Genomic DNA, 26,965 nt, shown 5'->3' on the forward strand with positions numbered 1-26,965 from the left:
TTCTCAAGAACGCCGAAGCGTAGCTTCGGCTATAGCGCCGGATGAGGGGTTCTCTCCGCGGTTTCAAATGAGAGAGGTTTGCTCGCGGAGGCAACCCCTCACCCGTCTCGCCGTTTCGCGGCGAGCCACCCTCTCCCGCAAGCAAGGGGAGCGGGTGCGCCGTCGGCGCGGCGCGTAGCCTCACGTCCCGTAGGTCGAGCCCTTCGGCAGCGGAAACACCGGGTCCCGCGTCCGGATGTTCGTCGGCCACACCACCGAGATGTGTTCGCCGGCATTCTGCATCACCACCGGGGTCGAGCGCTCGTTCTGGCCGGACATCGGCGTGCCCGGCGGGAAGAATTTCACGCCATAGCCCTGGATGGTGCCGCCGGCTGGAATGTCGACGTCGAGCGCGGCCTTGCGAATGGCCTCGGGCTCGAAGCTGCCGTACTTCTCCTTGGCGACCGGCAGCACGTTGTTGAGCAAGATCCAGGTCTGGTTGAAACCCATCGAGCAATGCGGCGGCACGTCGGTGGCGCTGGTCTTGGCCTGGTAGCGCGAGACCATGGTCTTGGTCAGGTCGCCGATTCCAGGCGCGAGCTTGGAGGCATCGAGCAGTTGCGCCGGCACCGGATCGATGTTGCAGAAATTGTCGATGTCGGGGCCGAAGGTCGCGCGCAGCTTGTCGAGCTGGCTGTAGCCGGCGCCCGCGCCGAACAGCATCTTGAAGCGCAATCCGCTCTCGCGGGCCTGGCGCAGGAACAGGGTGATGTCGGGGTTGTAGCCGGCGTGCGAGATCACATCGACCTTGGCGCGCTTGAGCTTGGTCACGAGCACCGAGAGATCGGGCGCGGAAGCCGAATAGCCTTCGCGCATCACCACCTGGATGCCCGCCTGCTTGGCATAGGCCTCGTCGGCCGCCGCGACGCCGACGCCGTAAGGGCCGTCCTCGTGGATCAGCGCGACCTTGACGTCCTTCGGGTCCATGCCGAGCTTGCCTTGCGCGTGCTCGGCGACGAAGCCCGCGAAGGCCTGGCCGTACTGATCGGAATGGATCTGCGCGCGAAACACATATTGCAGGTTCTTGTCCTTGAACACGGCGGTCGAGACCGCGGTGGTGATCCAGAGGATCTTCTTCTGCTGCTCGACCTTCGCCGCCATCGGCACCGCATGCGCGCTGGAATAGACGCCGTTGATGATGTCGATCTTTTCCTGGCTGATCAGCCGCTCGGCCTCGTTGATGGCGACGTCGGCCTTGCTCTGAGAGTCCGCCGCGACCGGCACGATCTTGGTCTTGCCGCCGATGCCGCCCTTTTCGTTGACGAGGTCGATGGCGATCTGCGCGCCGACCGAGGAGGCGACCGAGCCGCCGGCGGCAAACGGACCGGTGAGGTCGTAGATCAAGCCGATGCGCAAATTCTCGGCTTGCGCCTGGGCCCGTGTCCAATCGAGGCTGAGTGCGGCGGCGGCAGCCGCCGAGCTCTTCAGCAGCTGCCTGCGTGAAGTGGGCATCCTATCCTCCCTCAAAGATCGTCTTATGATTTGGTCTTGTTATTCTTTTTCGAAGTATGGGGAGCGGGGCGGCGGAAAGTCAACATGGCGAAAGTCGGGGTCCGGTCTCCGCGACGCAGAACGCAATTGCGAAATGGGTGATGAGCGCGCCCGTTACTGTTTCAAGCGACGGGCAAGATAGCCAGCGGTCTTCCCGCCGGCCGCGGCGACCTCTCGCGGCGTCCCCGACGACACGATACGGCCGCCTTCCTCGCCGGCGCCGGGACCGAGGTCGATGATCCAGTCGCTATGAGAGACGACATCCATGTCGTGCTCGACCACGACCACGCTGTTGCCGGCGTCCACGATGCGCTCGAGTTGGGCGATCAGCCGCTCGACATCCCTGGGATGAAGACCGGTGGTCGGCTCGTCCAGGACATAGAGCGTGTGACCGCGTTGCGGCCGCATGAGCTCGGTCGCAAGCTTGATGCGCTGGGCTTCCCCGCCCGACAATTCGGTGGCGGACTGACCGAGACGAATATAGCCGAGCCCGACCTCGCGGACGACCGATAGGGACCGGTTGAGGGTTGGATCTTCGTGGAAGAATTCGAAGGCTTCGTCGACGCGCATCGCCAGCACATCCGCGATGGATTTTCCGCGGATCTTCACCTCCAGCGTCTTGTCATTGTAGCGCGCGCCCTTGCAGGTCGGGCAGGGCGCATAGACGCTGGGAAGAAACAGAAGCTCGACGCAGACAAATCCTTCGCCTTCGCAGGTGCTGCATCGGCCCTTCGCGACATTGAAGGAAAAGCGCCCGGCATCGTAGCGGCGGGACTTTGCCTGCGGCGTCACGGCGAACAGCTTCCGGACGTGGTCGAACAGGCCGGTATAGGTTGCAAGGTTGGATCGCGGCGTGCGGCCGATCGGCCTCTGATCCACCACGACGAGACGATCGACCTGGTCGAGGCCGGCGACGATCTCGCCGCCCAATGTCTCGACCGTGGGTGCCAGGCTATCGTCGTCCGCGTCCGCAGCCCGTGCATGGCCGAGATGCTCCGCCATGGCATCGACGAGGAATTGGCTGATCAGGCTCGATTTGCCGGAGCCCGACACGCCGGTCACGCTGGCGAGAACGCCGAGCGGGATATCGACGTCGAGGCCGCGGAGATTATTCCGGGTCACACCCCGGACTTTCAGATGCGCCTTCGGCTGGCGGCGGACCATCGGCAGCGGCTTTCGTGGATGCGCGAGATAATGGGCGGTTCGCGATTGCGCGACCTGCCCGAGTCCTGAGGGCGGTCCGCTATAGAGGATGTTCCCGCCGCCTTCGCCGGCATCAGGCCCGACATCCACCAGCCAGTCGGCATGCTTGATCACCTCGATCTCGTGCTCGACCACGAAGATCGAATTGCCCGCGTGTTTCAGCCGGTCCAGCGCCCGCAGCAGCGCCTCGGTGTCGGCGGGATGCAGACCTGCCGACGGTTCGTCGAGCACATAGACGACGCCGAACAGGTTGGAGCGAACCTGGGTCGCAAGTCGTAGCCGCTGCAACTCGCCCGGCGACAGCGTCGGCGTGCTGCGCTCGCAAGCGAGATAGCCGAGGCCGAGATCGAGCAGGACGGCCAGCCGCGCCGACAGATCCTCGCAGATCCGCCTGGCGACGATGGTCTTCTCCGATGCGTTATCCGTCGAAGCTTTTGCGAACGGCTTCATCATCTCCTGTAGCTTCTTGAGCGGCAGATGAGACATCTCGGCGATATCAAGTCCGGCGAATTTGACCTTGAGCGCCTCGGGCTTCAATCGCGTGCCATGGCAAGTCGGGCAGTCCTGGGTGATCATGAATTGCGCGACGCGGCGCTTCATCATCGCACTCTCGGACTTGGCAAAGGTCTGCATCACGTAGCGCTTGGCGCCGGTGAACGTGCCCTGATAGCTCGGCTCCTCCTTGCGGCGCAGGGCCCGTTTGGCTTCGGCCAAGTCGTAACCGGCATAGACCGGAACGGTCGGCTGCTCCTCCGTGAACAGGATCCAGTCGCGGTCCTTCCTGGGCAGCTCACGCCAGGGCTTGTCCACGTCGTAGCCCAGCGTGGTCAGGATGTCCCGGAGGTTCTGTCCCTGCCAGGCACTCGGCCAGGCCGCGATGGCGCGCTCGCGGATGGTTAAGGTGTCGTCGGGCACCATGGACTTCTCGGTGACGTCGAGCATCCTGCCGATACCGTGGCAGGTCGGGCAGGCGCCTTCCGGCGTGTTCGGCGAGAACGATTCCGCATAGAGCATCCTTTGTCCGCGCGGGTAATCGCCGGCACGGGAATAGAGCATCCTGAGCAGGTTCGAGATGGTGGTCACGCTGCCGACGGACGACCTCGTCGTCGGCGCGCCGCGCTGCTGCTGGAGCGCTACGGCGGGCGGTAGGCCTTCGATGTCGTCCACCTCAGGGATCTGCATCTGGTGGAAGAGGCGCCGCGCGTAAGGCGACACCGATTCCAGATATCGCCGTTGCGCCTCGGCGTAGACCGTCCCGAAGGCGAGCGAGGATTTTCCGGAGCCCGACACGCCGGTGAACACGACGAGGGCGTTGCGCGGAATGCGAACGTCGACGTTCCTGAGATTGTGCTCACGCGCGCCCCGCACGCGAACGAAGCCGTCATCCTGCATCAGGCCATCGGGGTGTCTTGATCGGTCGTCCATCTCGCTGCTCCGGCCCACGCATGGGAGATAACGGCAGGATCGCAGGATGGGTCCACAGATGCCAGCGCACCGGTTGCGTTCTGCACAAAGCGAAGGCCCGCCGCGATTGAAGCGACGGGCCATGCAAGGGCGATGGGGCGCTCGGGACGGGGCCCTGGTGCCCCAGCGTGGGTGTTACTGCGACAGCTTCACGAAGCTCGGAAACTTCAGCTTGCCCTCCGCGATCTTCTCGGGCCAGACCACGACCTGCTTGGAGTCCTGCCACTGGAAGACCAGACCGGATACGGTCGTGGGACCGGACTTGATGCCGTGGGTGAACTCGTCGTCCTTGCCGTAGAACTGGATGCGGCCGATCGTGCCCTCGTAGTCGGTCTTTTCGAGTTCAGCGACCATCTTGTCCGGATCGGTCGAGCCGGCGCGCTTGATCGCCTCCGTGATGAAGTAGACCTCGTCATAGGCGGTGTAGCCGGTGTAGGCCGGCGGCGAGCCGAACTTGGCCTTGAAGGCGGCCGCGAACGGTTTCGTCTTGGAGGTGACGGCGACGTCGGGCGTTGCGACCGCCAGCGACGGGACGCCGTCGGCGGCGCCATTGGTGTCCTTCCAGAAGGTCGGGCTCAGCGCCTGCGCGCTGATGCCGAACATCGGGACCGGCACCTGCTGGTTCTTCCACTGCACCGTCGGCTGCACGCCGACATGCGAGATGCCGGTGACGATCACGTCCGGCTTCTTGGCCTCGATATTGTTGAAGATCGGCGTGAAGTCGGTGGTATCGGGCGAGAACCGCACGTGCTCGACGACCTTGAGGCCTGCTTTCGGAAGACAGGCTTCGTAGCCGACGTCGAGCGGCTTGGTCCAGGCGGCGTCCTCGCTCATGATCGCGGCCGTCTTGAACTTGAGCTTGTCGACCAGCAGATCCTTGGCGGCGTCGCAGACGAGCTGCGCTTGTGCGGCCGAGGTCAGATAGCCGTGGAAGGTGTATTTGTTCTTTTCGTAGTCGTTATGGATCGCCTTGGTGATCTCGTTCGAGGCGGCGCCGGGGGTGATCAGCGGCATCTTCAGCCGCGCTGCCCAGGGCTCGAGCGCCAGCACGACCTCGCTGATATAGCTCGCGATCACGGCGGAGACCTTGTCCTCGCTCACCGCGCGCTGGAACGCGCGCACCGAGTCCGCCGAGGAGCTCTTGTTGTCGTAGGTCACGATCTCGATCTTGCGGCCGAGAATGCCACCCTTGGCGTTGATCTCGTCGGCGGCGATCTGCGCGCCGCCGGGCGTCGCGGCACCAGCGATCGACTGCACCTCGGCGATGACGCCGATCTTGATAGGATCGTTCGACTGCGCATAGGCGGGAGCAGCAAGGCACAGCGCCAGCGCGGAGGCGAGGAGGAAGCTGCCGCTCAAACTCTTCGATGGTCGCATGGTCGTTTCCTTTTGCTTGTTTTGTTGTTGGTATGGGCGAACTAGAGAAAATCGGCGCCAGCCTCCGCGGCGAAGCGGCCCGGATCGCCCTCCCAGACGATCCTTGCATGCTCGAGCACATAGACGCGGTCGGCATGCGGAAGCGCGAAGGTCACGTTCTGCTCGCCGAGCAACACCGTGATCGATGTCGTCTGCCGCAGCCTGGTTAGGGCCTTGGACAGGAGTTCGAGGATGACGGGGGCGAGGCCCAGCGTCGGCTCGTCCAGGATCAGGATCTGCGGCTGCATCATCAGCGCGCGGCCGATCGCAAGCATCTGCTGCTCGCCGCCGGAGAGCGTTTGCGCCATCTGGCCCTGACGCTCTTTCAGGATCGGGAATAGCTCGAACAGCCAGGCGAGCTGTGCCGCGCGCTTGTCGTCGGCCAGATGTTGCCCGCCAAGGTCGAGATTTTCGCGTACCGACATCTCGCCGAACAGCTCGCGCGATTCCGGGCACTGCACGAGGCCGCTGCGGGCGATCTTCGCCGGTGTCGTGCCGCGCAGCTTCTCGCCGTTGCGCACGATCTCGCCGCTGTAGGGCAGGAAGCCCGAGATGGTGTTGAACAATGTGGTCTTGCCGGCGCCGTTGAGACCGACGATCGAGACGAACTCGCCCTCATGGACGTGGATCGAGACGTTCTCCAGCGCCTGCGCCTTGCCGTAGAACACGCTGACATTCTCGACCTGGAGCAGCGGCACCTTGTCCTTGAAGCTGGTCTCGGGCCGCGCATGGGTCTCGATGGCGCCGCCGAGATAGACCCGCCGCACCGTCTCGTTCTTCATGACGTCCTCGGCCTTGCCGGTGACGATCTCCTCGCCGAGGTACATCGCGAGCACGCGGTCGACCAGCGCCGCGACGCTCTTGACGTTGTGGTCGACCAGCATTACCGCGCGGCCCTCGTCGCGGAAACTGCGAATCAGGTCGGAAAACATTTCGACCTCGGCCCGCGTCAGCCCGGCAAAGGGCTCGTCCACCAGCACGACCTTGGGATCGCGCGCGATAGCCTTTGCCAGCTCGAGCCGGCGCAGGTCGGCGAAGGGCAGCGTCGGCGGGCGGCGGTTCATCACGTTGCCGAGCCCGACGCGATCGGCGATCCATTTGGCGCGCTCGAGCAGCGCCTTGTCCGGAAACAGCATGAACAGGCTGTCCGGCAGCAGCGCGACCATGATGTTCTCCAGCACAGTCTGCCGGTTCAGCGGTCGCGAATGCTGGAACACCATGCCAAAGCCCTTGCGCGCGATCTTGTGCGCCGGCAAGCCCGCGACGTTCTCGCCCTCGAATACGACTTCGCCTGATGTCGGGCGTTCGATGCCCATGACGCTCTTCATCGCGGTCGATTTGCCCGAGCCGTTCGGGCCGATCAGGCCAAAGATCTCGCCGCTATTGACCTCGAAGCCCAGGTTCTTCACCGCCGTCAATCCGCCGAAGCGCTTGGTCAGGCCGCGGACTTCGAGCACGGCCCGGTTTGAAGATCGCATATCCATCACGAGCGCGCCTCACGCGAGAGGGCCGCTCCGAGGAAGCCGCCGGGGAAGAACAGCACGACGAGCAGCGCGACGGCCGAGACGATGAAGGTCGCAAGCTCGCCGGTGGGCCTGAGGAACTCGCCGGCGACGATCAGGAAGATCGCGCCCAGCGCCGCGCCAAGCACGGTACGCCGGCCGCCGAGCACGGCCGAGACGATCACGTTGACGCCGACCGCGACGTCGACGACGGTGCCGACCGAGGCGGTGCCGAAATAGAACACCAGCAGCGCGCCTGACAGCCCTGAGAAGAACGCGCTGACGATGAAGGCGGCGAGCTTGTGCTTGACGATGTTGAAGCCGAGCGCGCCGGCCTGCACCGGATCCTGGCCGCTGGCTTGCAGCACCAGGCCAACAGGCGATTGCGACAGGCCATAGAGGATCGCCGCCGAGATCGTCATGAAGCCGAGCGCGATCCAATAATTGACGCCGGCGTTGATCGAGATGACGTCGGGAATGGTCAGCCCGATCTCGCCACCGGTGAGGTCGGCAAACACCACGATGAAATTCTGCAGCATCAGCACCGCGACCAGCGTGGTCAGGCCGAAATACGGTCCGCGCACCCGAAGCGCCGGCAGCGCCAGCACGAGGCCGGCGATGACGGAGGCGAGCGCGCCGAGCACGATGCAGAGATAAACTGACCAGCCGAACTGGGCATTCAGGATGCCGGCGGTGTAGGCGCCGACGCCGATCAGGAAGGTCGGCCCGAAATTGACCTCGCCGGCGAAGCCGAACAGCAGGTCCCACGCCATTGCGAACACGCCGAAATAGAAGGCGACGGTGAGAAGCCCGAGCACGTAGCCGGAGACGTAGAGCGGCAGCGTCGCCGCGATGACGACGAGCGCGAATGAGATGAAGAACAGGCGTGTCGTAAAGAAGCTGGCCATCTCAGCGCCTCCCCAGAAGGCCCTGGGGCCGGATGTACATCACGAACACGAGCAGCAGCAGCGCCGGAATGGTGCGGTAGGCTGGCGAGACCAGATAGGCCGTGAGCGTTTCGAGATAGCCGACCACGAAGGCTGCGATCAGCGAGCCGGAGACGCTGCCGAGGCCGCCGAGCACGACGATCGAGAACGCGCTCGCGGTCAGCGGTCCGACGCTGTAGGAGCTGACGCCGAGAAACATTCCGAGCAGCACGCCGGCGATGCCGGCGAGGATGCCGTAGATCGCCCACACCACGACGTAGATGTTGGTGAGCTCGAGGCCGAGCAGGGTGACGCCGCGTGGGTTCATCGAGGCCGCCAGCACCGCCTTGCCGGTGCGGGTGCGGTTCACCAGGAGCCACAACAGAGCGATGACGAAGCAGCACACGATCGCGGTAAAGATCTCGTTCCTGGGCGTGCGGACGCCGAGAATCTCGACCACGCCCTCGACGATCGGCAGCACGGTCTTGGCGTTGTTGGTGAACAAATAAGCGATCACCTCCTGGATCATGATCCCCCATAGCAGCGTGCCGGTGAGGACGAAGATCTCCTTCTCTTCATTCGGGATGCGCCGGGAATCCTGGATCGGCTTCACCACCGCGAAATAGGTCGCAAAGGATGTAAGGAGGGCGACACCGACGCCGATCAGTGCGCCGGCATAGGTGCCGACATTCAGGATGCTGGCGGCAGCCCAGGCCGCCACCGCTGCCGCCACCATGATGGCCCCGTGGGAGAGGTTGAGGACGCCGGAGACGCCGAAGATCAGCGTGAAGCCGGTGGCACCGAGAGCATAGAGAGCGCTGATGGCAAAGCCATCGATCAGAATCTGGAAAGCACGCATCTAGGGTTGGCAATCCGATTTATGAGAGACGATGTTGCTGGAGCAACGTGCTGCGGGGGCCGCATGTGGAAGCTCCCGGGAGCTGGTCCCGGGAGCGTGTCCTGCTAGTTCGAGAGCTTGATGAAGCTCGGGAACTTGACGTCGACCTTGGCGACTTCCTTGGGCCAGACCGCGCTCTGCTTGCCGTCCTGCCATTGCAGCATCAGCCCGGTGATCAGGCCCTTGCCGTATTTGATCGAGTGCGTGAACGGATCGTCCTTGCCGTAGAACTGGACACGGCCGATCGTGCCTTCCCAGTCGGTCGTCTCCAGAGCGGCGACCAGCTTGTCGGCGTCGGTCGAGCCCGCGCGCTTCACCGCATCGGCGATGTAGTAGACCTCGTCATAGGCGGTGTAGCCGGCATAGGAGGGATAGTTGCCGAACTTCTTCTTGAAGGCTTCGGCGAACGGCACTGATTTCGGCGTCACCGCGACGCCTGGGCCGGAGACGCCCTGGTAGAGTACGCCCTCGGCCGCCTGATTGGTGTCCTTGCCGAAGGTCTCGTTGGTGGCCTGCGAGGAGATGCCGAACATCGGGATCGGCACCTGCTGGTTCTTCCACTGCACCGTCGGCTGCACGCCGACATGGGAGATCCCGGTGATGATCACGTCGGGCTTGGAGCCTTCGATCTTGTTGAAGATCGGCGTGAAGTCGGTGGTATCGGGCGAGAAGCGGATGTGGTCGAGCACCTTCAGCCCGATCTTGGGCAGGCATTCCTCGTAGCCGATGTCGAGCGGCTTGGTCCAGGCGGCGTCCTCGCTCATGATGACCGCGGTCTTCATGTGCATCTTGTCGACGAGCAGGTCCTTGGCGCCGTCGCAGACGGAAAGCGCCAGCGCGGCGGAGGTCAGATAGCCGTGGAAGGTGTACTTGTTCTTCTCGTAGTCGGCATGGACGCTCTTGCTGATCTCGTTGGAGGCGGCACCGGGCGTGACGAACGGCGTCTTCAGCCGCGAGGCCCAGGGCTCCAGTGCCAGCACGACTTCGCTGATGTAGCTGGCGATGACCGCATTGACCTTGTCCTCGTTCACCGCGCGCTGGAAGGCGCGCACTGAATCTGCCGAGGAGGAATGATTGTCGTAAGAGACGATCTCGATCTTGCGGCCGTCGACGCCGCCATTGGCGTTTATCTCGTCGGCGGCGAGCTGTGCCGCCTGGGGGATGGAGGCGCCGGCAATCGCCTGCGCTTCCGCGATCACGCCGATCCTGATCGGGTCGGCCGCAAGCGCCGCGCCTGACGTCATCAACACAGCGGCCGCGGCGGTACCGAGTGCTATTCGCAACGCAACAGAGAGCGGTTTCTTCATCTTGTTCTCTCCCTTAACAGGCCTCTTATGAGCCATTATGCCGCGACTATACCGGCGGAGACATTCTCGGCAAGTGAAACCGCGTTCAGGATTGTGAGGCACGACCTAAAGTCTAGCGCTGGGCAATAGCGGGCAGGAAAGCTGTCGGACCCGTTTCACGCGGAGGCATGCAGATTTCGTCGGTAGGCATGCGCAGCTATCGCGGGCGCACAGCAACCGGAACGCTGAATTGCGATGCCGTCGCGTCGGCTCAGCGCGCTTGCAGCAGCGATGGATCGAGCGGCGCGAGCCGGGCCGGATCGAATGGCGAGATGTCGACGTTGCGCGTCGCACCCTCCGCGATCAGTTGCGCCATGACCTCGCCCGTGGCGGGCGCATTCAGGATGCCCCATACATTGTGCCCCGTCGCAACATACAGACCTTCACTTCGCGGCACCTTGCCGATCAGCGGCAGGCCGTCCTGTGTCACCGGCCGGAAGCAGGCTTGTTGCGCAATGATCCTCTCGGAGCGGAACAGCGGCGACAGCCGCTCGGACATGGTTTGCAGGCGCGCGATCGCGTCCTTGTCCGGCGTCACGGCCGCCGGATCGAGCGGAAGCGGCGCGATGTCGGAGAGAGCGGTGATATGCGTGCTGCCGTCGGCGCGAGGAAAGACCTCGATCGACACGGCACTGCCATTCTCTTCATACTCCAGGAACAGCGCATCGGCCGGCGCATCCGTGCCGGTGTCGTACACGATGCTCGGGCTGCGCTGGCCGTAGACGGCGGGCAGGCTCATCCATTGCGCCGCGAGCAGCGACCATGGTCCCATCGCGATCACGACGGCGTCCGCCTCGACGATGCCGCCGTCGACCTCGACGCCCGTCGCGGTGGTGCCGTTCGCATCGCGCATGATGCCGGTCACCTGGCCGGGACGAAACTCGGCGCCTTCCGCGAGCGCCGCGTTCATCACGGCTGCGGTGAATTTTTTGGGGTGAACGATCGCGGCGGTCTCCATCGTGCCGATGCGCTGGGCGATGATGACGCCGTTGCTGAGCCAGCCGAGCGCGGACGGTGCATCCCGGCGCGGGTGGCCATCGGCGGCAACGAAGCCGCTATAAGCGGTCATCGGGCGATAGCCCCAATCGCCTGCGATCTGTTCCGGCAGCTGCGCATGGATCGCAAAGCTCCGTCGCGCCAGCGCATCGAGCGGCGAGCCCTCGCACCAGTCGCGCGCGAGGAAGCCGCCCGCCTTGCCTGACGCCGCGGCCGCGACGCCCGCCCGCTCCACGACGACGATTTCGATGCCACGGCGGCGGAGAAACCAGGCGATGCAGGCGCCGATCACGCCGCCGCCGCAGATCACAACGCGCATGAATGCTCCCTTACACAATGAAATCCTTCGCATGGAGATCCGCGGTATGGATTCCCGCCAGCGTAATCGTATCGGTCGCCGTCAGGTGGATCACCGCGTTTCCTGTGCTGTCATCGCTGATCAGGCTTTTCAGCGCCGCCCAGTCTGCGAAGCCGTAATCGTGCAAATTGATCAAATCATGCTCTCGCGCCGTGCTGCCGACAGCCTTGTTGCCCTGGTCGAAATCGTTGATCACGTCCAGGCCCGAATTTTTGTCGAAGACGAATCTGTCGTCGTTCGGTCCGCCCCAGAGCTGGTCATTTCCGCCACCGCCATTCAACATGTCCTTGCCGCCGGTGATCGAGCCGGCTGTGAACGGAGCGTAGGTCTGTGCGTCGCCATACAGGAAATCGTCGCGGCTGCTGCCGAGGAGGATATCATCTCCGCCATGCGCATTGCCTGACATGTTCGAGGCGTCTCCGACGAGCACGATGGACGTGGAGTCCGGGTTGCCGTCGACGGTCGCGATCAGGATATCGTTGCCGCCACGGGTATCGTCGCTCATGTAGCCGGCGTCTCCGACCAGAGACGCGCCGCCGGATCGGGCTGGGGCACCGACGGTGTAGATGAGCATGTCGTTGCCGCCGTGCGCATCGCCGCTCATGGAGACGAGGGCATCGCCGGAGATTGAAGCGCCGCCGTAACTGCCGCCCTGGGTCACGCTGAGGATATCATTGCCGCCACGCGCGTGATCGCTCATGGAACTGCCGGAATCTCCGCCGAACGTGCCGGACGATCTGTTTCCCATCGATGCAATGACGACGTCATTGCCGCCCCCCGTGTCGGCTGACATGGCGGTTTCGGCATCGCCAAAAATGCCGAGAGACGCGTAGATCGATGTCGATGCATCGACATGAAGTACATCGTTGCCGCCATGGGCGTCGCCGGACATCGCCTGCGCATCGCCGTCCAGGAACACGTAGTCCCCGAAGCCTGTGACGGTCGCGGCGAGATGGTCGCCTCCTCCGTGAGAATGTCCTTGGAGGGTCTGGTCGTCGCCAACGAATATCAGGACCGCGTTGCCACCGTCGACGGTCGCGATCATCTTGTCGCTGCCGCCGCGGCCTCCGTTCGGAAGGCCCGGGTCTCCGAACTCCGTCACGAATTGCTGGTTCCCCACGCTGACGATGATGGTGTCGTTCGGCATACGGCGCATCGCGCAACTCCCGGTTCAAGTCGGGCGCGAGAACGAAGAGCATCATGCCTTTGCACCGCGCTGCGGCCTTGCCGCGCGATTCAATCTTCGTTGGATTAATGGCGGAGATTTGCCCGCGGCGTAATTTGATTGCGATCAGGGAACCGCGGGCGCCGGCGATCCACGCCGACGCCCGTGCTTGCGATCTTGCGCGCGGGCTCAGCCCGGTCCGGCGCCTTGCGTGGCCGTGTACACCGCATAGAGCGATTGGCTCGCCGCCATGAACAGGCGATTGCGCTTGGGGCCGCCGAAGCAGACGTTGCCGCACACTTCGGGCAACCGGATGCGGCCGAGCAGCTTGCCCTCCGGCGACCACGTCGTCACGCCGCTGTAGCCGACGGCGCGGCCGGCATTGCTGGAGGCCCAGACATTGCCGTTGACGTCGCAGCGCACGCCGTCCGGTCCGCACTTCACACCGTCAATCACGCACTCGCTGAACCGCTTGTGGTTGGTGAGCTTGTTGTCGGCGCCGACGTCGAACACGAATATTTCGCCCTTGCCGCCGGGGCCGGTGTCGCCGGGGCCTTTGCCGGTTGATACGACGTAGAGCTTCTTGAAGTCCGGGGAGAAGCACAGCCCGTTCGGGTCGGGCACCTGCTCCTCCGTGACGACGAGGTCGACACGGCCGCTAGGATCGATGCGATAGCAATTGGTCGGCAGCTCGCGCTTGCCCGGTGCGAAGCCGGCCGGCTGTCCAATGCGCGGATTGAGCTTGCCGCCGGAATTGCTCGGACCGCCCGCGGCATCGGGCTCACCTTCGTAGAGCTGGCCGCCGTAGGGCGGATCGGTAAACCAGTAGCTGCCGTCAGGATGGGCGACGACATCGTTCGGCGAGTTCAGCTTCTTGCCGTTGTAGTTGTCGCAAAGCACGGTCGCGGTCCCGTCATGTTCATAACGCGTCACCCGCCGGGTCAAATGTTCGCAAGAGAGTTGACGGCCCTGGAAGTCGAACGAGTTGCCGTTGGAGTTGTTGGACGGCGAGCGGAATACGCTGACGCGACCGTCGTCTTCGCTCCAGCGCATCTGCCTGTTGTTGGGAATGTCGCTCCAGAGCAGATAGCGGCCCTGTGCACTCCACGCCGGGCCTTCAGCCCACAGCAAACCCGTATAGAGACGCTTGATCGCCGTGTTGGGCTGCGCGAGATCGTTGAAGGACGGATCGACTGTGACGACATCGGGGTCCCAGAAATAGGTGGTCGGCGCGCCGTTGGGACCGAAATCGCGTGGCGGGGTGGTAATCGTCGTCGGCGGCGCGGCTGGTCCGGTCTGGGCCAGCGCGGAGCCGGCGCCGGCAAAAGTGGCGGCGCCGAGCGCAAACCCCTGAACGAGCGTTCGTCGTGAAAGCGCAGCATCCTGGTCACGCTGCTTTTGGCGTGTCATCGCGTCCTCCCGGTCATGTTCGGCTAGCCGGTTGATCCGGCCGAGCAGGGCAAGGTTAGTCCGGTCCGATGACGGTTGCGAGGGGGAGGTACGCATCCTCAGCGAGATCGGGGCGGCAAAGCGCTGCAACGTCGAACATGGAAACGACAAATTCATCAGGCGTGACGGGGTTTACCGGAGCTGTCTTCGGGACATTGCCAAGCAGGGGAATGTCAAGCCTTGACCTCCTGCGCGATGCTGGCAGAACGTCATTCGGGGCGTAAGTCGGAGTTTACTGTGGTCGCTGTCGTCGTACTGGTTTTGCTGCTCGGGATTGCATTTGCGGCCGGCTATTTCACCCGCGACTACGTCTCCCGAAAAAGACGAGCCGAGGCGCGCCGCTGGCGTGAGTACAGCGAGCCGGATTGGCTCAGTGCCAACGCACCAGCCAACACCAACGATATCGCGATCGCTGGCACGGCTACGCCGGTTGCCACCAGCGAGCTCGGTCAGATGCTGAACCGCTGGGAGAGCAGGGCTCGCGCTCGCCGCTCGGCATAGCTTGACCGCCTTGCCGGCGTTCGGTCGGCCAAACAATTGGCACCGGTCACGCATCCGGCGCTGCGATCATGTCAGCCCTTCTGTCCATCTTTTGGCGTTGCGGTTGCTGCCATTTCTCGTCTAGAAACGACGCATCGAGCCTCCCGGCAACCAACCGTCAACGGTTTTGACCGAGGGTTTGAGGGTTCAAAGGGTCCGGTAATGCTGATTCGCGGCCAAATCGATGGGATTTCGGGGGAGGTGGCTCTTGCCGCCGCCGCGATCCCGGCCGCGCTGCTGCCCACCCTCCTGATTGGCGGGCTTCTTCTTACTTGCCCCTGAGGGCCGGCTGGGCGCCATGCGCCTGGGCGCTCAGGGGTTGGTCGAGATCACCGGACACCTCAAGCGCCCAGAAGACTGACGGCGCAAAAAGCTCAAAAGGAAATTCAAATGGCCCCCGTGAACAAGTCCGATAAGGACCGCGTCATCATTTTCGACACCACCCTGCGCGACGGCGAGCAGTGCCCCGGCGCCACCATGACCTTCGAGGAGAAGCTCGAGGTCGCCGAGATGCTGGACGATATGGGCGTCGACGTCATCGAGGCCGGCTTCCCCATTACCTCGGAAGGCGACTTCCAGGCGGTCAGCGAGATCGCCCGCCGCTCCAAGAACGCCGTCATCGCCGGTCTGTCGCGTGCCCATCCGGCCGACATCGACCGCTGCGCAGAAGCGGTGAAATTCGCCAAGCGTGGCCGCGTCCACACCGTGATCGCGACGTCGCCGCTGCATATGCGGGTGAAGCTGAACAAGACCCCGGAGCAGGTGCTCGAGACCTCGGTGGCCATGGTCGCGCGCGCCCGCAACCAGATCGACGACGTCGAATGGTCGGCCGAAGACGGCACCCGCAGCGAGATGGACTATCTGTGCCGCATCGTCGAAGCCGTCATCAAGGCCGGCGCCACCACGGTGAACATTCCTGATACCGTCGGTTACACCACGCCCGACGAATACACCCACTTCATGAAGACGCTGATCGAGCGCGTGCCGAACTCGGACAAGGCGGTGTTCTCCGTGCACTGCCATAACGACCTCGGCATGGCGGTGGCGAACTCGCTGGCAGGCGTCATTGGCGGCGCGCGCCAGGTCGAGTGCACCATCAACGGCATCGGCGAGCGTGCCGGCAACGCCGCGCTGGAAGAGATCGTGATGGCGATCAACGTGCGCAACGACAAATTCCCGTTCTGGAATAAGATCGACACGACGCAGCTGACCCGCGCCTCGAAGGTGGTGTCGGCGGCGACCTCGTTCCCGGTGCAGTACAACAAGGCCATCGTCGGCCGCAACGCGTTCGCGCATGAGAGCGGCATCCATCAGGATGGCGTGCTGAAGGACGCTTCCACTTACGAGATCATGCGGCCCGAGATGGTCGGCCTCAAGCAGTCCTCGCTGGTGCTGGGCAAGCATTCCGGCCGCCACGCCTTCGTGCACAAGCTGGAGGAGATGGGCTACAAGCTCGGTCCGAACCAGCTGGAAGATGCGTTCACGCGGATGAAGGCGCTGGCCGACCGCAAGAAGGACATCTACGACGAGGACATCGAGGCGCTGGTCGACGAGGAGATGGCGGCTTCGCACGACCGCATCAAGCTGACCTCGCTGACCGTGATCGCCGGTACCCATGGCCCGCAGCGCGCGACGATGAAGCTCGATGTCGACGGCCAGATCAAGATCGAGGAGGCCGAAGGCAACGGGCCGGTCGATGCCGTGTTCAACTGCATCAAGCGCCTGGTGCCGCACGAAGCCAAGCTCGAGCTGTACCAGGTCCACGCCGTGACCCAAGGCACCGACGCGCAGGCCGAAGTCTCGGTGCGGCTGTCGCACGAGGGACGCGCCATGACCGCGCGCGCGGCGGATCCGGATACGCTGGTGGCCTCAGCAAAGGCCTATCTCGGCGCGCTCAACAAGATGGTCATGAAACGCCAGCGCGACACCGTAACGACCGCGGCGGCGAGCTGAGGTTGCTACTACCGCCTCTTCCGGAAGCGGGAGAGGCGGTGCTTGCGGCGTTCACCATGAATGGCTGCCCTGCTAACGACCAATAGCAGCTGGTGATGTCGACCTGTATTGATGCTGACGGCATAGGCCACCCGCGCGCCCGGTGGCCCAAATAACAACAGGGAGAGATTATGCGCACCTTCGCGATCGCTGCGTCCATCGCGGTCCTGGCACTTGGCTTGACCGGGCCGGCATCGGCCCAGTCGCCTATCATCATCAAGTTCAGCCACGTGGTGGCCACCGACACGCCGAAGGGCAAGGCGTCGGAGAAATTCAAGGAGCTCGCCGAGAAGTACACCGGCGGCAAGGTCAAGGTCGAGATCTACCCGAACTCGACGCTTTACAAGGACAAGGAAGAACTCGAGGCGCTCCAGCTCGGCAGCGTGCAGATGCTGGCGCCGTCCAATTCCAAGTTCGGTCCGCTCGGCATCCGCGAGTTCGAGGTATTCGATCTCCCCTACATCCTGCCTGATCTGAAGACGCTGCGGAAGGTGACGGAAGGTCCGCTCGGTGCCAGGCTACTCAAGCTGCTCGAACCGAAGGGCATCACCGGCCTTGCCTATTGGGACAACGGCTTCAAGCAGATGAGCGCCAACAAGAAGCTGGTGACGCCGGCCGACTATCAGGGCGTCAAGTTCCGCATCCAGTCCTCGCGCGTGCTCCAGGCGCAGTTCAAGGCGCTCGGCTCGCTGCCGCAGGTGATGGCGTTCGGCGAAGTCTACCAGGCGCTGCAGACCGGCGTCGTCGACGGGCAGGAGAACACCTGGTCGAACATCTATACCCAGAAGATGCACGAGGTGCAGAAGTACATCACCGAGAGCAACCACGGCTACATCGGCTACGTCGTGATCGTGAACAAGAAGTTCTGGGACGATTTGCCGGCTGACATCCGGGACCAGCTGACGAAGGCGATGAAGGAAGCGACCGACTTCAACAATACGCAGTCGCAGAAGGAGAACGAGGACGCGCTCGCCGAGATCAGGAAGAGCGGCAAGAGCGAGATCATCAAGCTGACGCCGGAGCAGGACGAGGCGATGCGCAAGGCCATGGAGCCGGTCTACAAGGACGCCGCAGGCCGCGTCGGCCAGCCGCTGATCGACGAATTCCAGAAGGAAGCGAAGAGCACGACGAACTGATTTGAACGGATGATGAATGGGGGCTTCCGTGCCGGGCGCGGAAGCCCCTTTTTGTTGCGAATGATTTCCGATTGCGACTGAACTAAAATTCAGGAGCGTTACATCTTGGAAAGGACGCGCTCCCTGTCCAAGTTGTAAGTTGCGCGCAAGCCGCGCTGCGCTCATCCTCACGACATCCTTCCAGAGGAGAGTTCGCATGAGGAAATTCACCATCGCCGCCATCGCCGTGCTCAGCATCGCCGGCTCGGGCGCGGTCTATGCCCAGTATCATCGCCCGTGGATGCACGAGCACATGCGCCACATCCGCATGAACCCGGAAGACCGCGCCGCCATGGTCGACGCGCGGATCGCTGCCGTCCATGCCGGGCTGAAGCTCAACGCCGACCAGGAAAAGCTGTGGCCGCCGGTCGAGGCCGCCGTGCGCGACTTCGCCAAGCTGCGCATCGACCGCGCCAATGCGCGGATGAATGCCGGCGCCGGCGATGCCGGCAAGGACGCTAACAAGGACGCCGTCAGGCCGGAGGATCCGGTCGCCCGCCTGCGTCAGCGCGCCGAGGACATGGGCGCAACGTCGGCGGCCCTGAAGAAGATCGCCGATGCCGCCGATCCGCTCTACAAGACCCTCGACGAGGGCCAGAAGCGGCGCCTCGCCGTGCTGACCCGTCACCGCGGCCCGTTCGGCGGCGGCGAAGACGGCCCGCGCCGCCACTTCATGGAGCGTGGAATGGACCGCATGATGGAGCGCGGCAGGGACCACTTCCACCGCGACCGTTTCGACCGCGACGATGGCCCGGACCGGGACCGCGAGGGCCGGCTCTGAGCCTGCAAGCGTTGCCCCGATCAACCCTGGCGAAGCCGCTGGAATCCAGCGGCTTTTCGCTTTTTTGGGGGATGTGGGCAAACCCTTGGCAAAGCCTTGGCATACCCTTGGAAAACTTACGCGCCATCGCTTGCCAGACCCGGATCGCTTTGCTAAACGACCGGCCTCGCAAGGCTTTAACCGCCTTTCGGGCGCATAGCTCAGTTGGTAGAGCAGCTGACTCTTAATCAGCGGGTCCCAGGTTCGAGCCCTGGTGCGCCCACCATATAATTCAAACACTTAGCGGGCTGAGCAAACGGCAAAACCAGCGCCGTTTACACCACCGTTTACAGTTTTGTTCTCGCTTCGAGCTTCACCACCGCAGCTTCAGCGAGCTGAATGTCGCGACCGAGGCAGTGCGCTTCGAGAATGGCCTCGACGTCTTTCAACGAATGACCTGTGACGGCTGCGATCTGTGGCACGCTGGCGCCTGCGATTGCGAGGCGCACCACTGCCGTGCCGCGCAGGTCGTGAAAGGTCAGTTCACCGATACCGGCGCGCTCACATGCCCTTCCCCAGGACGTGCGAAAGCCGTCCGACGTCCATGGCCGACCGAGCGTGTTGGTCAGGATCAGGGGGGCCTCGGCGCTCGGTGATATCGAGAAGGGTTCGCAAAGGCGCGCCGGCTGGCATCGCGACGCGCCGCCCGCCTTTAGACTGGCGCAGGCGAATGTAGGGGTTCTCGTAGGCGGACCAGGGCAGTCGCAGCAAGTCGCCTTGGCGCTGGCCAATCCACAACGCCAGGACTAAGGCGGGCTGGATCTCGCTAAAGGCGATCGCAAGAACCGCTGCGATGTCCTGCTCGGTCCAAATCTTGTCTCTGCGGTCTGCTACGTAGAGGCGGCCCCCGCGCTCGCATGGGTTGGTCGCGATGATGCCGCGGTCTTTTGCGAACGACATGATCCGCGCCAACGTGGTCCAGGCGTAGTCCGCCTTACGTGGTGTCTCGGCGAACGGGTCGCGCCAGGCCTTGAACTCACCACGCACTCGACGATCGGCCAGAGCTGCCACCGGCAGGTCGCCGAATTCATCTTCGATCAGCTTAATGTAGGCGAGGTACGCACGACGGGTCGATGCCGCTAGTCCGGTGAACTCTGGTGCGGCCTTGTACTGCGCAACGATCGTCATGAAGGTGCCGGCGCGGGGCTGCCGAAGGCTCGCATGCGCATCGTGATACTCTCGAACGAAGTCTGGCGCACCGGGCTGCGCATGGATGGCGGGGCCCCCACGCCATGCGTAGCAATGTACTTTCGTCTCGCCATTTGCGAGCCGTCTCTTGACCTTATGAATTCCTTTCAGAACGACGCGCACGGTTCATCCTCCATTCGTCCAAGGCCGCACCCTCTGTCTCGCAGTTTTTGGCGTCGCCTACGCCGCTCAGGGTCTGTCGCTCGGCACGGATATGCTGTGCCCATTTCCTCTGCGAGGAACTGGAGCCTTACTTTGGCTACGACAACACCACTAGGACGACCGATAGGAAGGTTTTCTTCTTCACCCTAGTCGACATCAACTGTGCGAGGTCGCTGAACGAACGCAAGGTCGATCTGAAGCCGATAGCGTGCAAGCTGCAGCGGGGGCTAGCCGACTGCATCGGCCGCCAGGATCGTCGTCAGCCGTCGATTTGGCCGCTCTATCGCCAAATCTCCCTCCTGGCTCGGTCGGACCCAGTCTACGCATTTAGCTCCAGGTGCCAAGGGATTCGGTGATGAGGGGGAGCTGTTCGGTATGTGGGCTTCTGGTCCCTTAACGAGGCATGCATTGATTGCCCGCTTATGGCCCGTTAGCGAAGTACCGGCACATCTCGACTAGGTCCGCTTAATGAGGCATGGCGGACCAGATTTGCTTAGGTTGAGTTCTTCGCACTTTGACCCCTAACAGACATCGCGCCCAGCGGCGTTCACTTTTCGCCTGGGCCACTGTGTTACATTGGGCAAGACGTCCGGCGCTTCGGTCGACAGATGTGCCTTCGCAAGCCTCTCCAATGTGCTATTCTCATCGTATAAGCCATAGGTATACCATGGCAGGTATTGCAGAGTGGCTAGCATCGATCGGTTTGGGCGAGTACGCCGAGCGATTCCGCGAAAACGCCATCGACCTCTCGGTCGTTCGCGATCTCACGGAGCAGGATTTAAAGGATTTGGGCGTCCTGCTTGGGCATCGCCGCAAGATGCTGCGCGCGATCGTAGAACTTCAGAGAGAGGTCCTGCGAACGCCTCAAGCGGGCGCTAAGCCGGCCTCGACGGATCACGCCGGCCGGCGTCAGCTTACAATCATGTTTTGCGATTTGGTCGGCTCGTCGGCACTTGCGGCCCGCCTTGATCTGGAGGACCTGCGGGCCGTAATGGGCACCTATCACCGCTGCATCGCGGAGGTTGTTGCCAGGAATGAAGGGGTTATCGCGCGGTACATGGGAGATGGCGTGCTCGCCTATTTCGGTTATCCCCAGGCCCACGAGGATGATGCCGAACAAGCGACACGCGCCGGGCTGGCGCTGGTCGATGCCGTAGCTAGCCTCCGGACAGAACCCGCCACCGAGCTGCAGGTTCGCGTTGGCATCGCTACCGGTATGGTGGTCGTGGGCGATTTGACCGGCGAAGGTTCAGCTCAAGAGCAGACGGTCATTGGCGAGACGCCAAACTTGGCTGCGCGCCTGCAGACCTTCGCCAATCCCGGTACCGTGCTGATTTCCGAAAGTACGCACCGGCTCACTGATGGGCATTTCGAGTTCCGCAATCTCGGCCCTGTCGCGCTTAAAGGATGGGCCGAGCCAATGCCAGCCTGGCAGGTACTGGGAACAACCGAAGTGGAAAGCCGCTTCGAGGCACAGCACAAATCTCGATTGGCGCCGCCAATCGGGCGTGACGAGGAAATCGAGATGCTCTTGCGTCGCTGGCAGCACGCCAGGCGTAGCGAAGGTTGCGCGGTGATGCTCACCGGAGAGCCCGGTATCGGCAAGTCGCACATTGCGCTGGCGCTTGAGGAGCGGCTCCAAGGCGAACCGCATATAACGGTGCGCCAGTTCTGCTCGGCGCACCACACCAACAGTGCGCTGTATCCTTTCACCCGCCAGCTCGAACGCGCTGCCCGGTTCGAGCGGGGCGACCCGCCCGCAGAGAAGTTCGCTAAGCTCGAGGCTCTGCTCGTGCGGGCTGATGCCGACCGCGTGTTGCTACCTCTGGCCAACCTTCTGTCCCTTCCACCGAGTAACCGCTACCGTATGCCAGAGCTGAGCCCGCAGAAGCGCAAGGAGCTAACGTTAGCGGCGTTTTTGTCCCAGCTAACTGGCTTGGCCGCAAGACAGCCGGTGTTCGTCATTGTAGAGGATGTCCATTGGGCAGATCCGACGTCGCTGGAGCTGCTCACGATGACCTTGGAACACCTACCCCGGCTTCGGGGGCTGCTGCTCATCACGGCGAGGCCAGAGTTCACTCCGCCGTGGCCAGGTCATGCGCATGTGACGACGATCTCGCTCACGCGGCTGAACCGACCCAACGGGGCGGCGTTAATCGAGCGCGTCACCGCTGGCAAGACGCTCCCGGAAGAGGTAATGGACCAGATCCTCGCCCGCACCGATGGCGTGCCCCTATTCGTGGAGGAACTGACCAAGACGGTGCTCGAAACCGGGCTATTAAATGAACAGGACGATCACTACGTCCTCAACCGTCCTCTCCCCCCGATGGCGATTCCAACGAGTTTGCACGCATCGCTGATGGCAAGGCTCGATCGATTGGCTCCAGTGAGGGAGGTGGCTCAGATCGGCGCTGTGGTGGGTCGCGAGTTCTCCTACGAACTGCTGAGCACCGTAGCCGGGTTGTCAAAAGAGAGACTTGAGGAGGCGCTTGCTCAGTTGGTTCGCTCGGAGTTGATATTCTGCCGGGGCGAGATACCGCAGGCAATCTATACCTTCAAGCACGCGCTTGTGCGGGACGCTGCCTACTCGGGACTCCTGAAGAGCCGACGCGCAGCGCTGCATGCTGCGATCGCGGGTGCCTTCGAGCAACGGTTCCCGGACCTTGTGGAGACTCAACCCGAAACTCTTGCGCATCATCTGACAGAGGCCGGCCTGTTTCAAAAGGCGGAGGCATATTGGCTGCAGGCAGGCAAGAAGGCCGCCATGCGCTCGGCCAACCTTGAAGCCATCGCACACTTGCAGCGGGGTATCGAGGCCTCGGGCCATCTGCCAGAAGGCGCCGGAAAGGATAAGCTGGAACTTGCCTTCCACTTCGCCCTTGGGCCCTGCCTGATCGCTACGCAAGGGCCAGCCTCGAACAAGGCGATGGCAACCTTTGCCCGCGCGCGCGAGCTGTGCGAGCGCCTGGGAGACCCTCCCGAGCAACTCCAGGTGATGTTCTGGTTGACCACTGCGAGCGTAATGCGCGGTGAGTTGCCGGTCGCCGAGGAAACGATCGCGGCCCTGCTCCAGCTCGCCGAAGCGCGCGACGATCTACCGGCGTTGCTCAACGCGATGCGCGGGCAGGCAATGATCCGCCTCTTCATGGGACAGCTTACCGGTGCCCATGAAGCGATTGGACGCGCCTATGAAGCGTTCGAGGCGAGCAGCGAGGACGACAGGCTGGCGGCGCGTTCGGCCGGCCAGGATGCCGGCGTGGCGGACCTGGCGCTGATGTCGTGGGCGCTCTGGCTGCTCGGCCAGCCCGATACGGCAATTGTGCGAATGGACGCTGCCATTCGGCGCGCAGACGCTATAAGTCATCCGCATTCCCAGGCGTATGCCTGTTACTACGCATGCATTCTTCACGCGCTTCGCGGCGAGTTCCTGGTCGCGCAAGGTCATGCCGAACGTTGCATCGCCCTTTCCGAGGAACATGGATTCCGGCAATGGCGCCTGGCGCGCGCCCTTCGGGGCATATGCGTGGCTTCGCTCGATCCTTCACCCAGCGCACTGGGGGAGATCGGTGCCGTCTTGGACGGATATCGCAGCGCCGGTTATCAGCTGGCCATCACCGCGCTCGACGTGTTGTTGTGTCCGCCATTGTTAAATAGTCACGACTACGAGGCCGCGCTGGAGTTGATCGAGCACGGCCTAGCTACAGCTAACCGTAACAGCGAACGAATCCTAGAAGCCGAACTGTATCGTCTAAAGGCACGGGTGCTGGTCGCCCGCGGTGGACCGGCCGTGGAAGCCGAGGCGCAGGCGCTGCTCGACCGGGCATTGAGCACGGGAAGAAGTCAACACGCCAGGACGCTTGAGCTCCGCGCCGCAACGGACCAAGCTGCTCTGTGGATCCATCAGGGCAGACGCGAGGAAGCGCTCAATTTTCTCGCGCCGATTTATGCCAGCTTCACCGAAGGGTTCGAGACGCATGATCTAAAGGTGGCAAAGGTGCTTCTCGATGGGCTACGGTGATCAAGCCGGGACAACGCTTGCGCAGATTTAAATCGCAACGCGATCTGCTTACTTGGGCTTGGCACCACTAGCCGCCCTCTTTAGAGCCGCATAAGTACGATCTCGCAGCTCTAACCAATTCGGGTCGTCCTGTGGATTCTCGTTTATGAAAATGGGCTTGAGCAGCTTGTCGTCTTTACTATTCGCCTTAATCTCGTTTTCCGCTTTGTTAAATGCATCGATTGCTTGTTTAGCGGCGGCGTATCCTAGCGTTATCGAATTTTCGAGATTGCTGTGGTTCCACTTGAAATTGATGTGCCCCGGCACGTGAATCTCGACGACTACGCCTCTCCAAGGCGTTTTCCCGTTCCTCCTGTCCACGGCTGGTTTGTCGAGCATCCCGCACTCGACCGCTTTCTCGAGTATTCCGGCTTCGGCTGCTCTGTCGAGTGTGTGCGCCTCTTTGACGTGATATTTGAAAAGCTTGACGTCATCCTCACCGACCGTTGCCGCAAACAGTTGGCAGAGATTTGCTAGTGCATCGTGAAGATTTTCCGGAACGCGGATTTGCTTCGCATCGACGATCCGGCTCACCCAGATTTCATCCAAATCAGGGTGCTCCTCGAGCAAGCTATCGAAGTTCACAGTATCGACTAACGCCCCTTCGCAATATGTAACTTGGTCGATCTCAACCGTCCCTTCGACGAAGGGAAGAGACGAACACGCACACAGGCTGCGTGAGTCGATAGCTCCCCTGTACTGCTTTTTCTCGTCCTCCTTCATCCGACGATTGGAAAACAACGCCAGCTTCTGTTCGTCGAGATTCCAGGCGTTGTGATAGATGTGTGGCATACCGTCCTTTTTCAGCTCGTCGAAGTTTATGCTCTTCATAAACTCGCTATCCGGATAGTTGATCCTGGATAGGCCGTTGACCTTGGACAAGTACACCAGGGAGGTGAGGTATCGGACAAGTGGATTAGGTGCGAGCACCTTATTGAGTATCCAGTTGTTGATGTCTCCTTCGCGCCATTCCTTGAAGGGTTGTTCACCACGAGGCAGACGATTGAACCAAGCGGACATGTTGCCCTGGATCTGTTCCATCATTTTGTACGGTTGCCATCGGAAATCACTGTAACTTTTGGGATCGGTGACGAAGTCCTGGAAGGCCTTGATGTTGGCGTTCCAATCCGTCCCGAATACGGTGTTTATGGGGAAACGCTCATAGCCTTCATCGTCCCGAAACACGCCGTCCCTGAAGAATTCATAGGTCAGCTCGGCTCTGCTTTTGTTTTCTTTTTTGATTTTTTCTTCATCGAATTGATTGTAGACGATGCCAACCCAGGCGCCGATGCAGGACAACGCCCACACATCAGACTTATCGTCGAACGTCTTGCCGTCCTCAGCAAGTGCTTTCAGAACCCCGATGTGTAGCCCTGCTGCCGGTCCGCCGCCGCCGAGCGTAATCGCTCTCTTCACCATTGGTTCCTCCCATCTATTTTATCGTGTGGCTTATTCTCCGATCGAGTTTCCGAATTGCGTGAAGAGGAAGAGATTAATCGTTTTTGGGATCATTGGAAAGCGCGGTTGAGGTGGATATTCGACGCTTTCTTGGACCTTCGCATCGAACTAGCGCACATACGCTAGGAGCGCGAGGACTTGGTATCGTGCGATTACGTTTGACCCTCTCGTACAGGTGTGAACCAGTTCGCGTTAGATATTAATCGCTGACGGTAGTAGGAGTAGCTGTAGTCCGTTTCGTGACTTCCGGTAATGGCGCGTCAGCGAACTCGCTGAGCGCTTCGTTGAGGTCCGCTCTGTACGGCAAGGCGGACCAGATTTGCTCCGGTTGAGTTCTTCGCATTTTGACCCGAAGTCGTCCTTGGACGGAGCATGCGCTGACCTCCATGGAGAGCGCACCTACGATCGATAAAATCCACTCTCTAAGAGAGACGTGCCTTTGCGACCAAAAAACAATCCTACACATCGTCGCGGGCGTTTTGATGGCCCGGCAAATGACGCCCGAGTACCGAACGAACGTAGGTTGCAGTCGCCGCGCAGTGAGATCGCCCGCGGCTATGTCGAAGATGTTGGCAAACTGTGAGGTAGTTTATATCCCTGCATTCTTGGCCCACCCTAATGTGGCAGAGGCTTCTTACTTTAAAGGAGGCATCCAATGCTCGCCGCAATCAAATGGAACTCCCGATATAGCGCTCGCGAATGGGTGATGATGGCTGGGGTGCTCGTCGTCCAACTCCGCACACTGAATGCAAACCGACAGAAGGGTGAAAGCAAGCCAAAGCGGCCACTCTGGAAACACTTCGACGACACTCATCATTGGGACTCAACCGCGGAGGAATGGGTCCCCGACAAGATCAGTGATAGTGCAACGCATTATGCGTCCCGCAGGCCGAGTTCCGAGACTCCCTCTCACTAGTGGGCCTATCGAGCGGTGCGGTCGCGCACAAGTAGCTGGATCGGGATGTGCGTGCCTCTGGCCGCTTGATAGCGATCCAGCAATTGCTTGGGCCGTTTGCCGGCCGCTTTGGTAAACAATCTGGATAACAAGGCCATCGCGCGCGTCGAGCAAGACACTTTCATCTGTCACATGCGTCAACTTGCCTGTCTTTCCCGACCGCATTCGCCGCATTATCGAGGAATGCCCGCCCCCGTCGTAGATGATCAAGGTAGGCGCGCGCCAAGCCGTGCAAAATGGCATATACTCACAAGCCAGTAGTATTAAAGCCTAACGAAAGAATGCCCTTCGGAACAAATGCAACGCGACGTCCTACGTCAGGAGGACGTCGCGATGCAATTGTGCATCACAACCAGAGGGGAAGT

General features: G+C 62.2%; 18 protein-coding genes and 1 tRNA gene. 6 read left to right on the forward strand and 13 right to left on the reverse strand.

Translation table 11 applies throughout. From position 1 onward, the window contains the following. Window positions 1–180: 180 nt before the first annotated feature. The 10 genes from AC0L3B_RS21765 to AC0L3B_RS21810 all read right to left on the reverse strand — a co-directional run bounded on the left by AC0L3B_RS21765 (window position 181) and on the right by AC0L3B_RS21810 (window position 14,214). Window positions 181–1,491 (reverse strand): ABC transporter substrate-binding protein, encoded by a 1,311-nt coding sequence (locus AC0L3B_RS21765; protein WP_018457488.1) that lies wholly within the window; start codon window positions 1,489–1,491, stop codon window positions 181–183. Between the two features lie 153 nt (window positions 1,492–1,644). Continuing rightward, complete coding sequence (gene uvrA, locus AC0L3B_RS21770; RefSeq protein WP_473381015.1) at window positions 1,645–4,158, reverse strand: excinuclease ABC subunit UvrA; 2,514 nt, start codon at window positions 4,156–4,158, stop codon at window positions 1,645–1,647. Between the two features lie 174 nt (window positions 4,159–4,332). Beyond that, complete coding sequence (locus tag AC0L3B_RS21775) at window positions 4,333–5,574, reverse strand: ABC transporter substrate-binding protein (protein WP_085350217.1); 1,242 nt, start codon at window positions 5,572–5,574, stop codon at window positions 4,333–4,335. A 41-nt stretch (window positions 5,575–5,615) separates the two neighbouring features. Then, on the reverse strand, window positions 5,616–7,097 hold the full coding sequence (locus tag AC0L3B_RS21780) for an ATP-binding cassette domain-containing protein (RefSeq protein WP_026233383.1): 1,482 nt from the start codon (window positions 7,095–7,097) through the stop codon (window positions 5,616–5,618). After that, window positions 7,097–8,023 carry a branched-chain amino acid ABC transporter permease gene (locus AC0L3B_RS21785; RefSeq protein ID WP_085350215.1) on the reverse strand — a complete coding sequence of 309 codons (927 nt, stop codon included), beginning with the start codon at window positions 8,021–8,023 and terminating at the stop codon, window positions 7,097–7,099. Before AC0L3B_RS21785 ends, AC0L3B_RS21780 begins: the two co-directional genes overlap by 1 nt. 1 nt (window position 8,024) lies before the next feature. After that, window positions 8,025–8,900 carry a branched-chain amino acid ABC transporter permease gene (locus tag AC0L3B_RS21790; RefSeq protein WP_018457493.1) on the reverse strand — a complete coding sequence of 292 codons (876 nt, stop codon included), beginning with the start codon at window positions 8,898–8,900 and terminating at the stop codon, window positions 8,025–8,027. Window positions 8,901–9,004: 104 nt separating this feature from the next. Next, window positions 9,005–10,246 carry an ABC transporter substrate-binding protein gene (locus AC0L3B_RS21795; protein WP_026233384.1) on the reverse strand — a complete coding sequence of 414 codons (1,242 nt, stop codon included), beginning with the start codon at window positions 10,244–10,246 and terminating at the stop codon, window positions 9,005–9,007. Window positions 10,247–10,496: 250 nt separating this feature from the next. Further along, on the reverse strand, window positions 10,497–11,600 hold the full coding sequence (locus tag AC0L3B_RS21800) for an NAD(P)/FAD-dependent oxidoreductase (RefSeq protein WP_018457495.1): 1,104 nt from the start codon (window positions 11,598–11,600) through the stop codon (window positions 10,497–10,499). Between the two features lie 10 nt (window positions 11,601–11,610). Beyond that, window positions 11,611–12,795, reverse strand: a complete 1,185-nt coding sequence (locus tag AC0L3B_RS21805; protein WP_247294795.1) for a calcium-binding protein — start codon at window positions 12,793–12,795, stop codon at window positions 11,611–11,613. Between the two features lie 198 nt (window positions 12,796–12,993). After that, entirely contained in the window at window positions 12,994–14,214 is a 1,221-nt protein-coding gene (locus AC0L3B_RS21810) for an SMP-30/gluconolactonase/LRE family protein (RefSeq protein ID WP_085350211.1), read from the reverse strand. Window positions 14,215–14,490: 276 nt separating this feature from the next. Here AC0L3B_RS21810 and AC0L3B_RS21815 point away from each other — a divergent pair, with 276 nt between their 5' ends. The 5 genes from AC0L3B_RS21815 (at window position 14,491) to AC0L3B_RS21835 (ending at window position 19,006) form a co-directional block, all read left to right on the forward strand. Beyond that, entirely contained in the window at window positions 14,491–14,754 is a 264-nt protein-coding gene (locus AC0L3B_RS21815; RefSeq protein ID WP_018457498.1) for a hypothetical protein, read from the forward strand. Window positions 14,755–15,183: 429 nt separating this feature from the next. Beyond that, window positions 15,184–16,746, forward strand: a complete 1,563-nt coding sequence (locus tag AC0L3B_RS21820) for a 2-isopropylmalate synthase (protein ID WP_473381016.1) — start codon at window positions 15,184–15,186, stop codon at window positions 16,744–16,746. A gap of 170 nt (window positions 16,747–16,916) precedes the next feature. After that, on the forward strand, window positions 16,917–17,921 hold the full coding sequence (locus tag AC0L3B_RS21825; RefSeq protein WP_085350209.1) for a TRAP transporter substrate-binding protein: 1,005 nt from the start codon (window positions 16,917–16,919) through the stop codon (window positions 17,919–17,921). Window positions 17,922–18,117: 196 nt separating this feature from the next. Beyond that, window positions 18,118–18,741, forward strand: a complete 624-nt coding sequence (locus AC0L3B_RS21830; protein WP_473381017.1) for a Spy/CpxP family protein refolding chaperone — start codon at window positions 18,118–18,120, stop codon at window positions 18,739–18,741. A gap of 189 nt (window positions 18,742–18,930) precedes the next feature. Then, window positions 18,931–19,006: transfer RNA gene (locus AC0L3B_RS21835), tRNA-Lys, on the forward strand. 61 nt (window positions 19,007–19,067) lie between these two features. On the opposite strand, the gene AC0L3B_RS21840 is transcribed toward AC0L3B_RS21835, so the two are convergent. After that, window positions 19,068–19,379: a tyrosine-type recombinase/integrase gene (locus AC0L3B_RS21840; protein WP_473381021.1), complete on the reverse strand. Its 312-nt coding sequence runs from the start codon at window positions 19,377–19,379 to the stop codon at window positions 19,068–19,070. Continuing rightward, window positions 19,282–20,091 carry an integrase gene (locus tag AC0L3B_RS21845; RefSeq protein WP_473381022.1) on the reverse strand — a complete coding sequence of 270 codons (810 nt, stop codon included), beginning with the start codon at window positions 20,089–20,091 and terminating at the stop codon, window positions 19,282–19,284. The genes AC0L3B_RS21840 and AC0L3B_RS21845 overlap by 98 nt, the downstream gene beginning before the upstream one ends. A 706-nt stretch (window positions 20,092–20,797) precedes the next feature. Between AC0L3B_RS21845 and AC0L3B_RS21850 the strand changes: the two genes are divergently transcribed. Continuing rightward, entirely contained in the window at window positions 20,798–24,148 is a 3,351-nt protein-coding gene (locus AC0L3B_RS21850; RefSeq protein ID WP_473381018.1) for an adenylate/guanylate cyclase domain-containing protein, read from the forward strand. A gap of 48 nt (window positions 24,149–24,196) precedes the next feature. Here the strand turns inward: AC0L3B_RS21850 and AC0L3B_RS21855 are convergent, their stop codons facing one another. Next, window positions 24,197–25,606 (reverse strand): patatin-like phospholipase family protein, encoded by a 1,410-nt coding sequence (locus tag AC0L3B_RS21855; RefSeq protein WP_247294790.1) that lies wholly within the window; start codon window positions 25,604–25,606, stop codon window positions 24,197–24,199. Window positions 25,607–26,965 lie beyond the last annotated feature (1,359 nt).

This window comes from Bradyrhizobium sp. Kon56, from assembly GCF_055807635.1.

Bases quoted from the DNA above. Each gene is read 5' to 3' on its own strand.
- AC0L3B_RS21765 (WP_018457488.1), bottom strand. From the start codon at position 1,491: ATGCCCACTTCACGCAGGCAGCTGCTGAAGAGCTCGGCGGCTGCCGCC.
- uvrA (WP_473381015.1), bottom strand. From the start codon at position 4,158: ATGGACGACCGATCAAGACACCCCGATGGCCTGATGCAGGATGACGGC.
- AC0L3B_RS21775 (WP_085350217.1), bottom strand. From the start codon at position 5,574: ATGCGACCATCGAAGAGTTTGAGCGGCAGCTTCCTCCTCGCCTCCGCG.
- AC0L3B_RS21780 (WP_026233383.1), bottom strand. From the start codon at position 7,097: ATGGATATGCGATCTTCAAACCGGGCCGTGCTCGAAGTCCGCGGCCTG.
- AC0L3B_RS21785 (WP_085350215.1), bottom strand. From the start codon at position 8,023: ATGGCCAGCTTCTTTACGACACGCCTGTTCTTCATCTCATTCGCGCTC.
- AC0L3B_RS21790 (WP_018457493.1), bottom strand. From the start codon at position 8,900: ATGCGTGCTTTCCAGATTCTGATCGATGGCTTTGCCATCAGCGCTCTC.
- AC0L3B_RS21795 (WP_026233384.1), bottom strand. From the start codon at position 10,246: ATGAAGAAACCGCTCTCTGTTGCGTTGCGAATAGCACTCGGTACCGCC.
- AC0L3B_RS21800 (WP_018457495.1), bottom strand. From the start codon at position 11,600: ATGCGCGTTGTGATCTGCGGCGGCGGCGTGATCGGCGCCTGCATCGCC.
- AC0L3B_RS21805 (WP_247294795.1), bottom strand. From the start codon at position 12,795: ATGCGCCGTATGCCGAACGACACCATCATCGTCAGCGTGGGGAACCAG.
- AC0L3B_RS21810 (WP_085350211.1), bottom strand. From the start codon at position 14,214: ATGACACGCCAAAAGCAGCGTGACCAGGATGCTGCGCTTTCACGACGA.
- AC0L3B_RS21820 (WP_473381016.1), top strand. From the start codon at position 15,184: ATGGCCCCCGTGAACAAGTCCGATAAGGACCGCGTCATCATTTTCGAC.
- AC0L3B_RS21825 (WP_085350209.1), top strand. From the start codon at position 16,917: ATGCGCACCTTCGCGATCGCTGCGTCCATCGCGGTCCTGGCACTTGGC.
- AC0L3B_RS21830 (WP_473381017.1), top strand. From the start codon at position 18,118: ATGAGGAAATTCACCATCGCCGCCATCGCCGTGCTCAGCATCGCCGGC.
- AC0L3B_RS21850 (WP_473381018.1), top strand. From the start codon at position 20,798: ATGGCAGGTATTGCAGAGTGGCTAGCATCGATCGGTTTGGGCGAGTAC.
- AC0L3B_RS21855 (WP_247294790.1), bottom strand. From the start codon at position 25,606: ATGGTGAAGAGAGCGATTACGCTCGGCGGCGGCGGACCGGCAGCAGGG.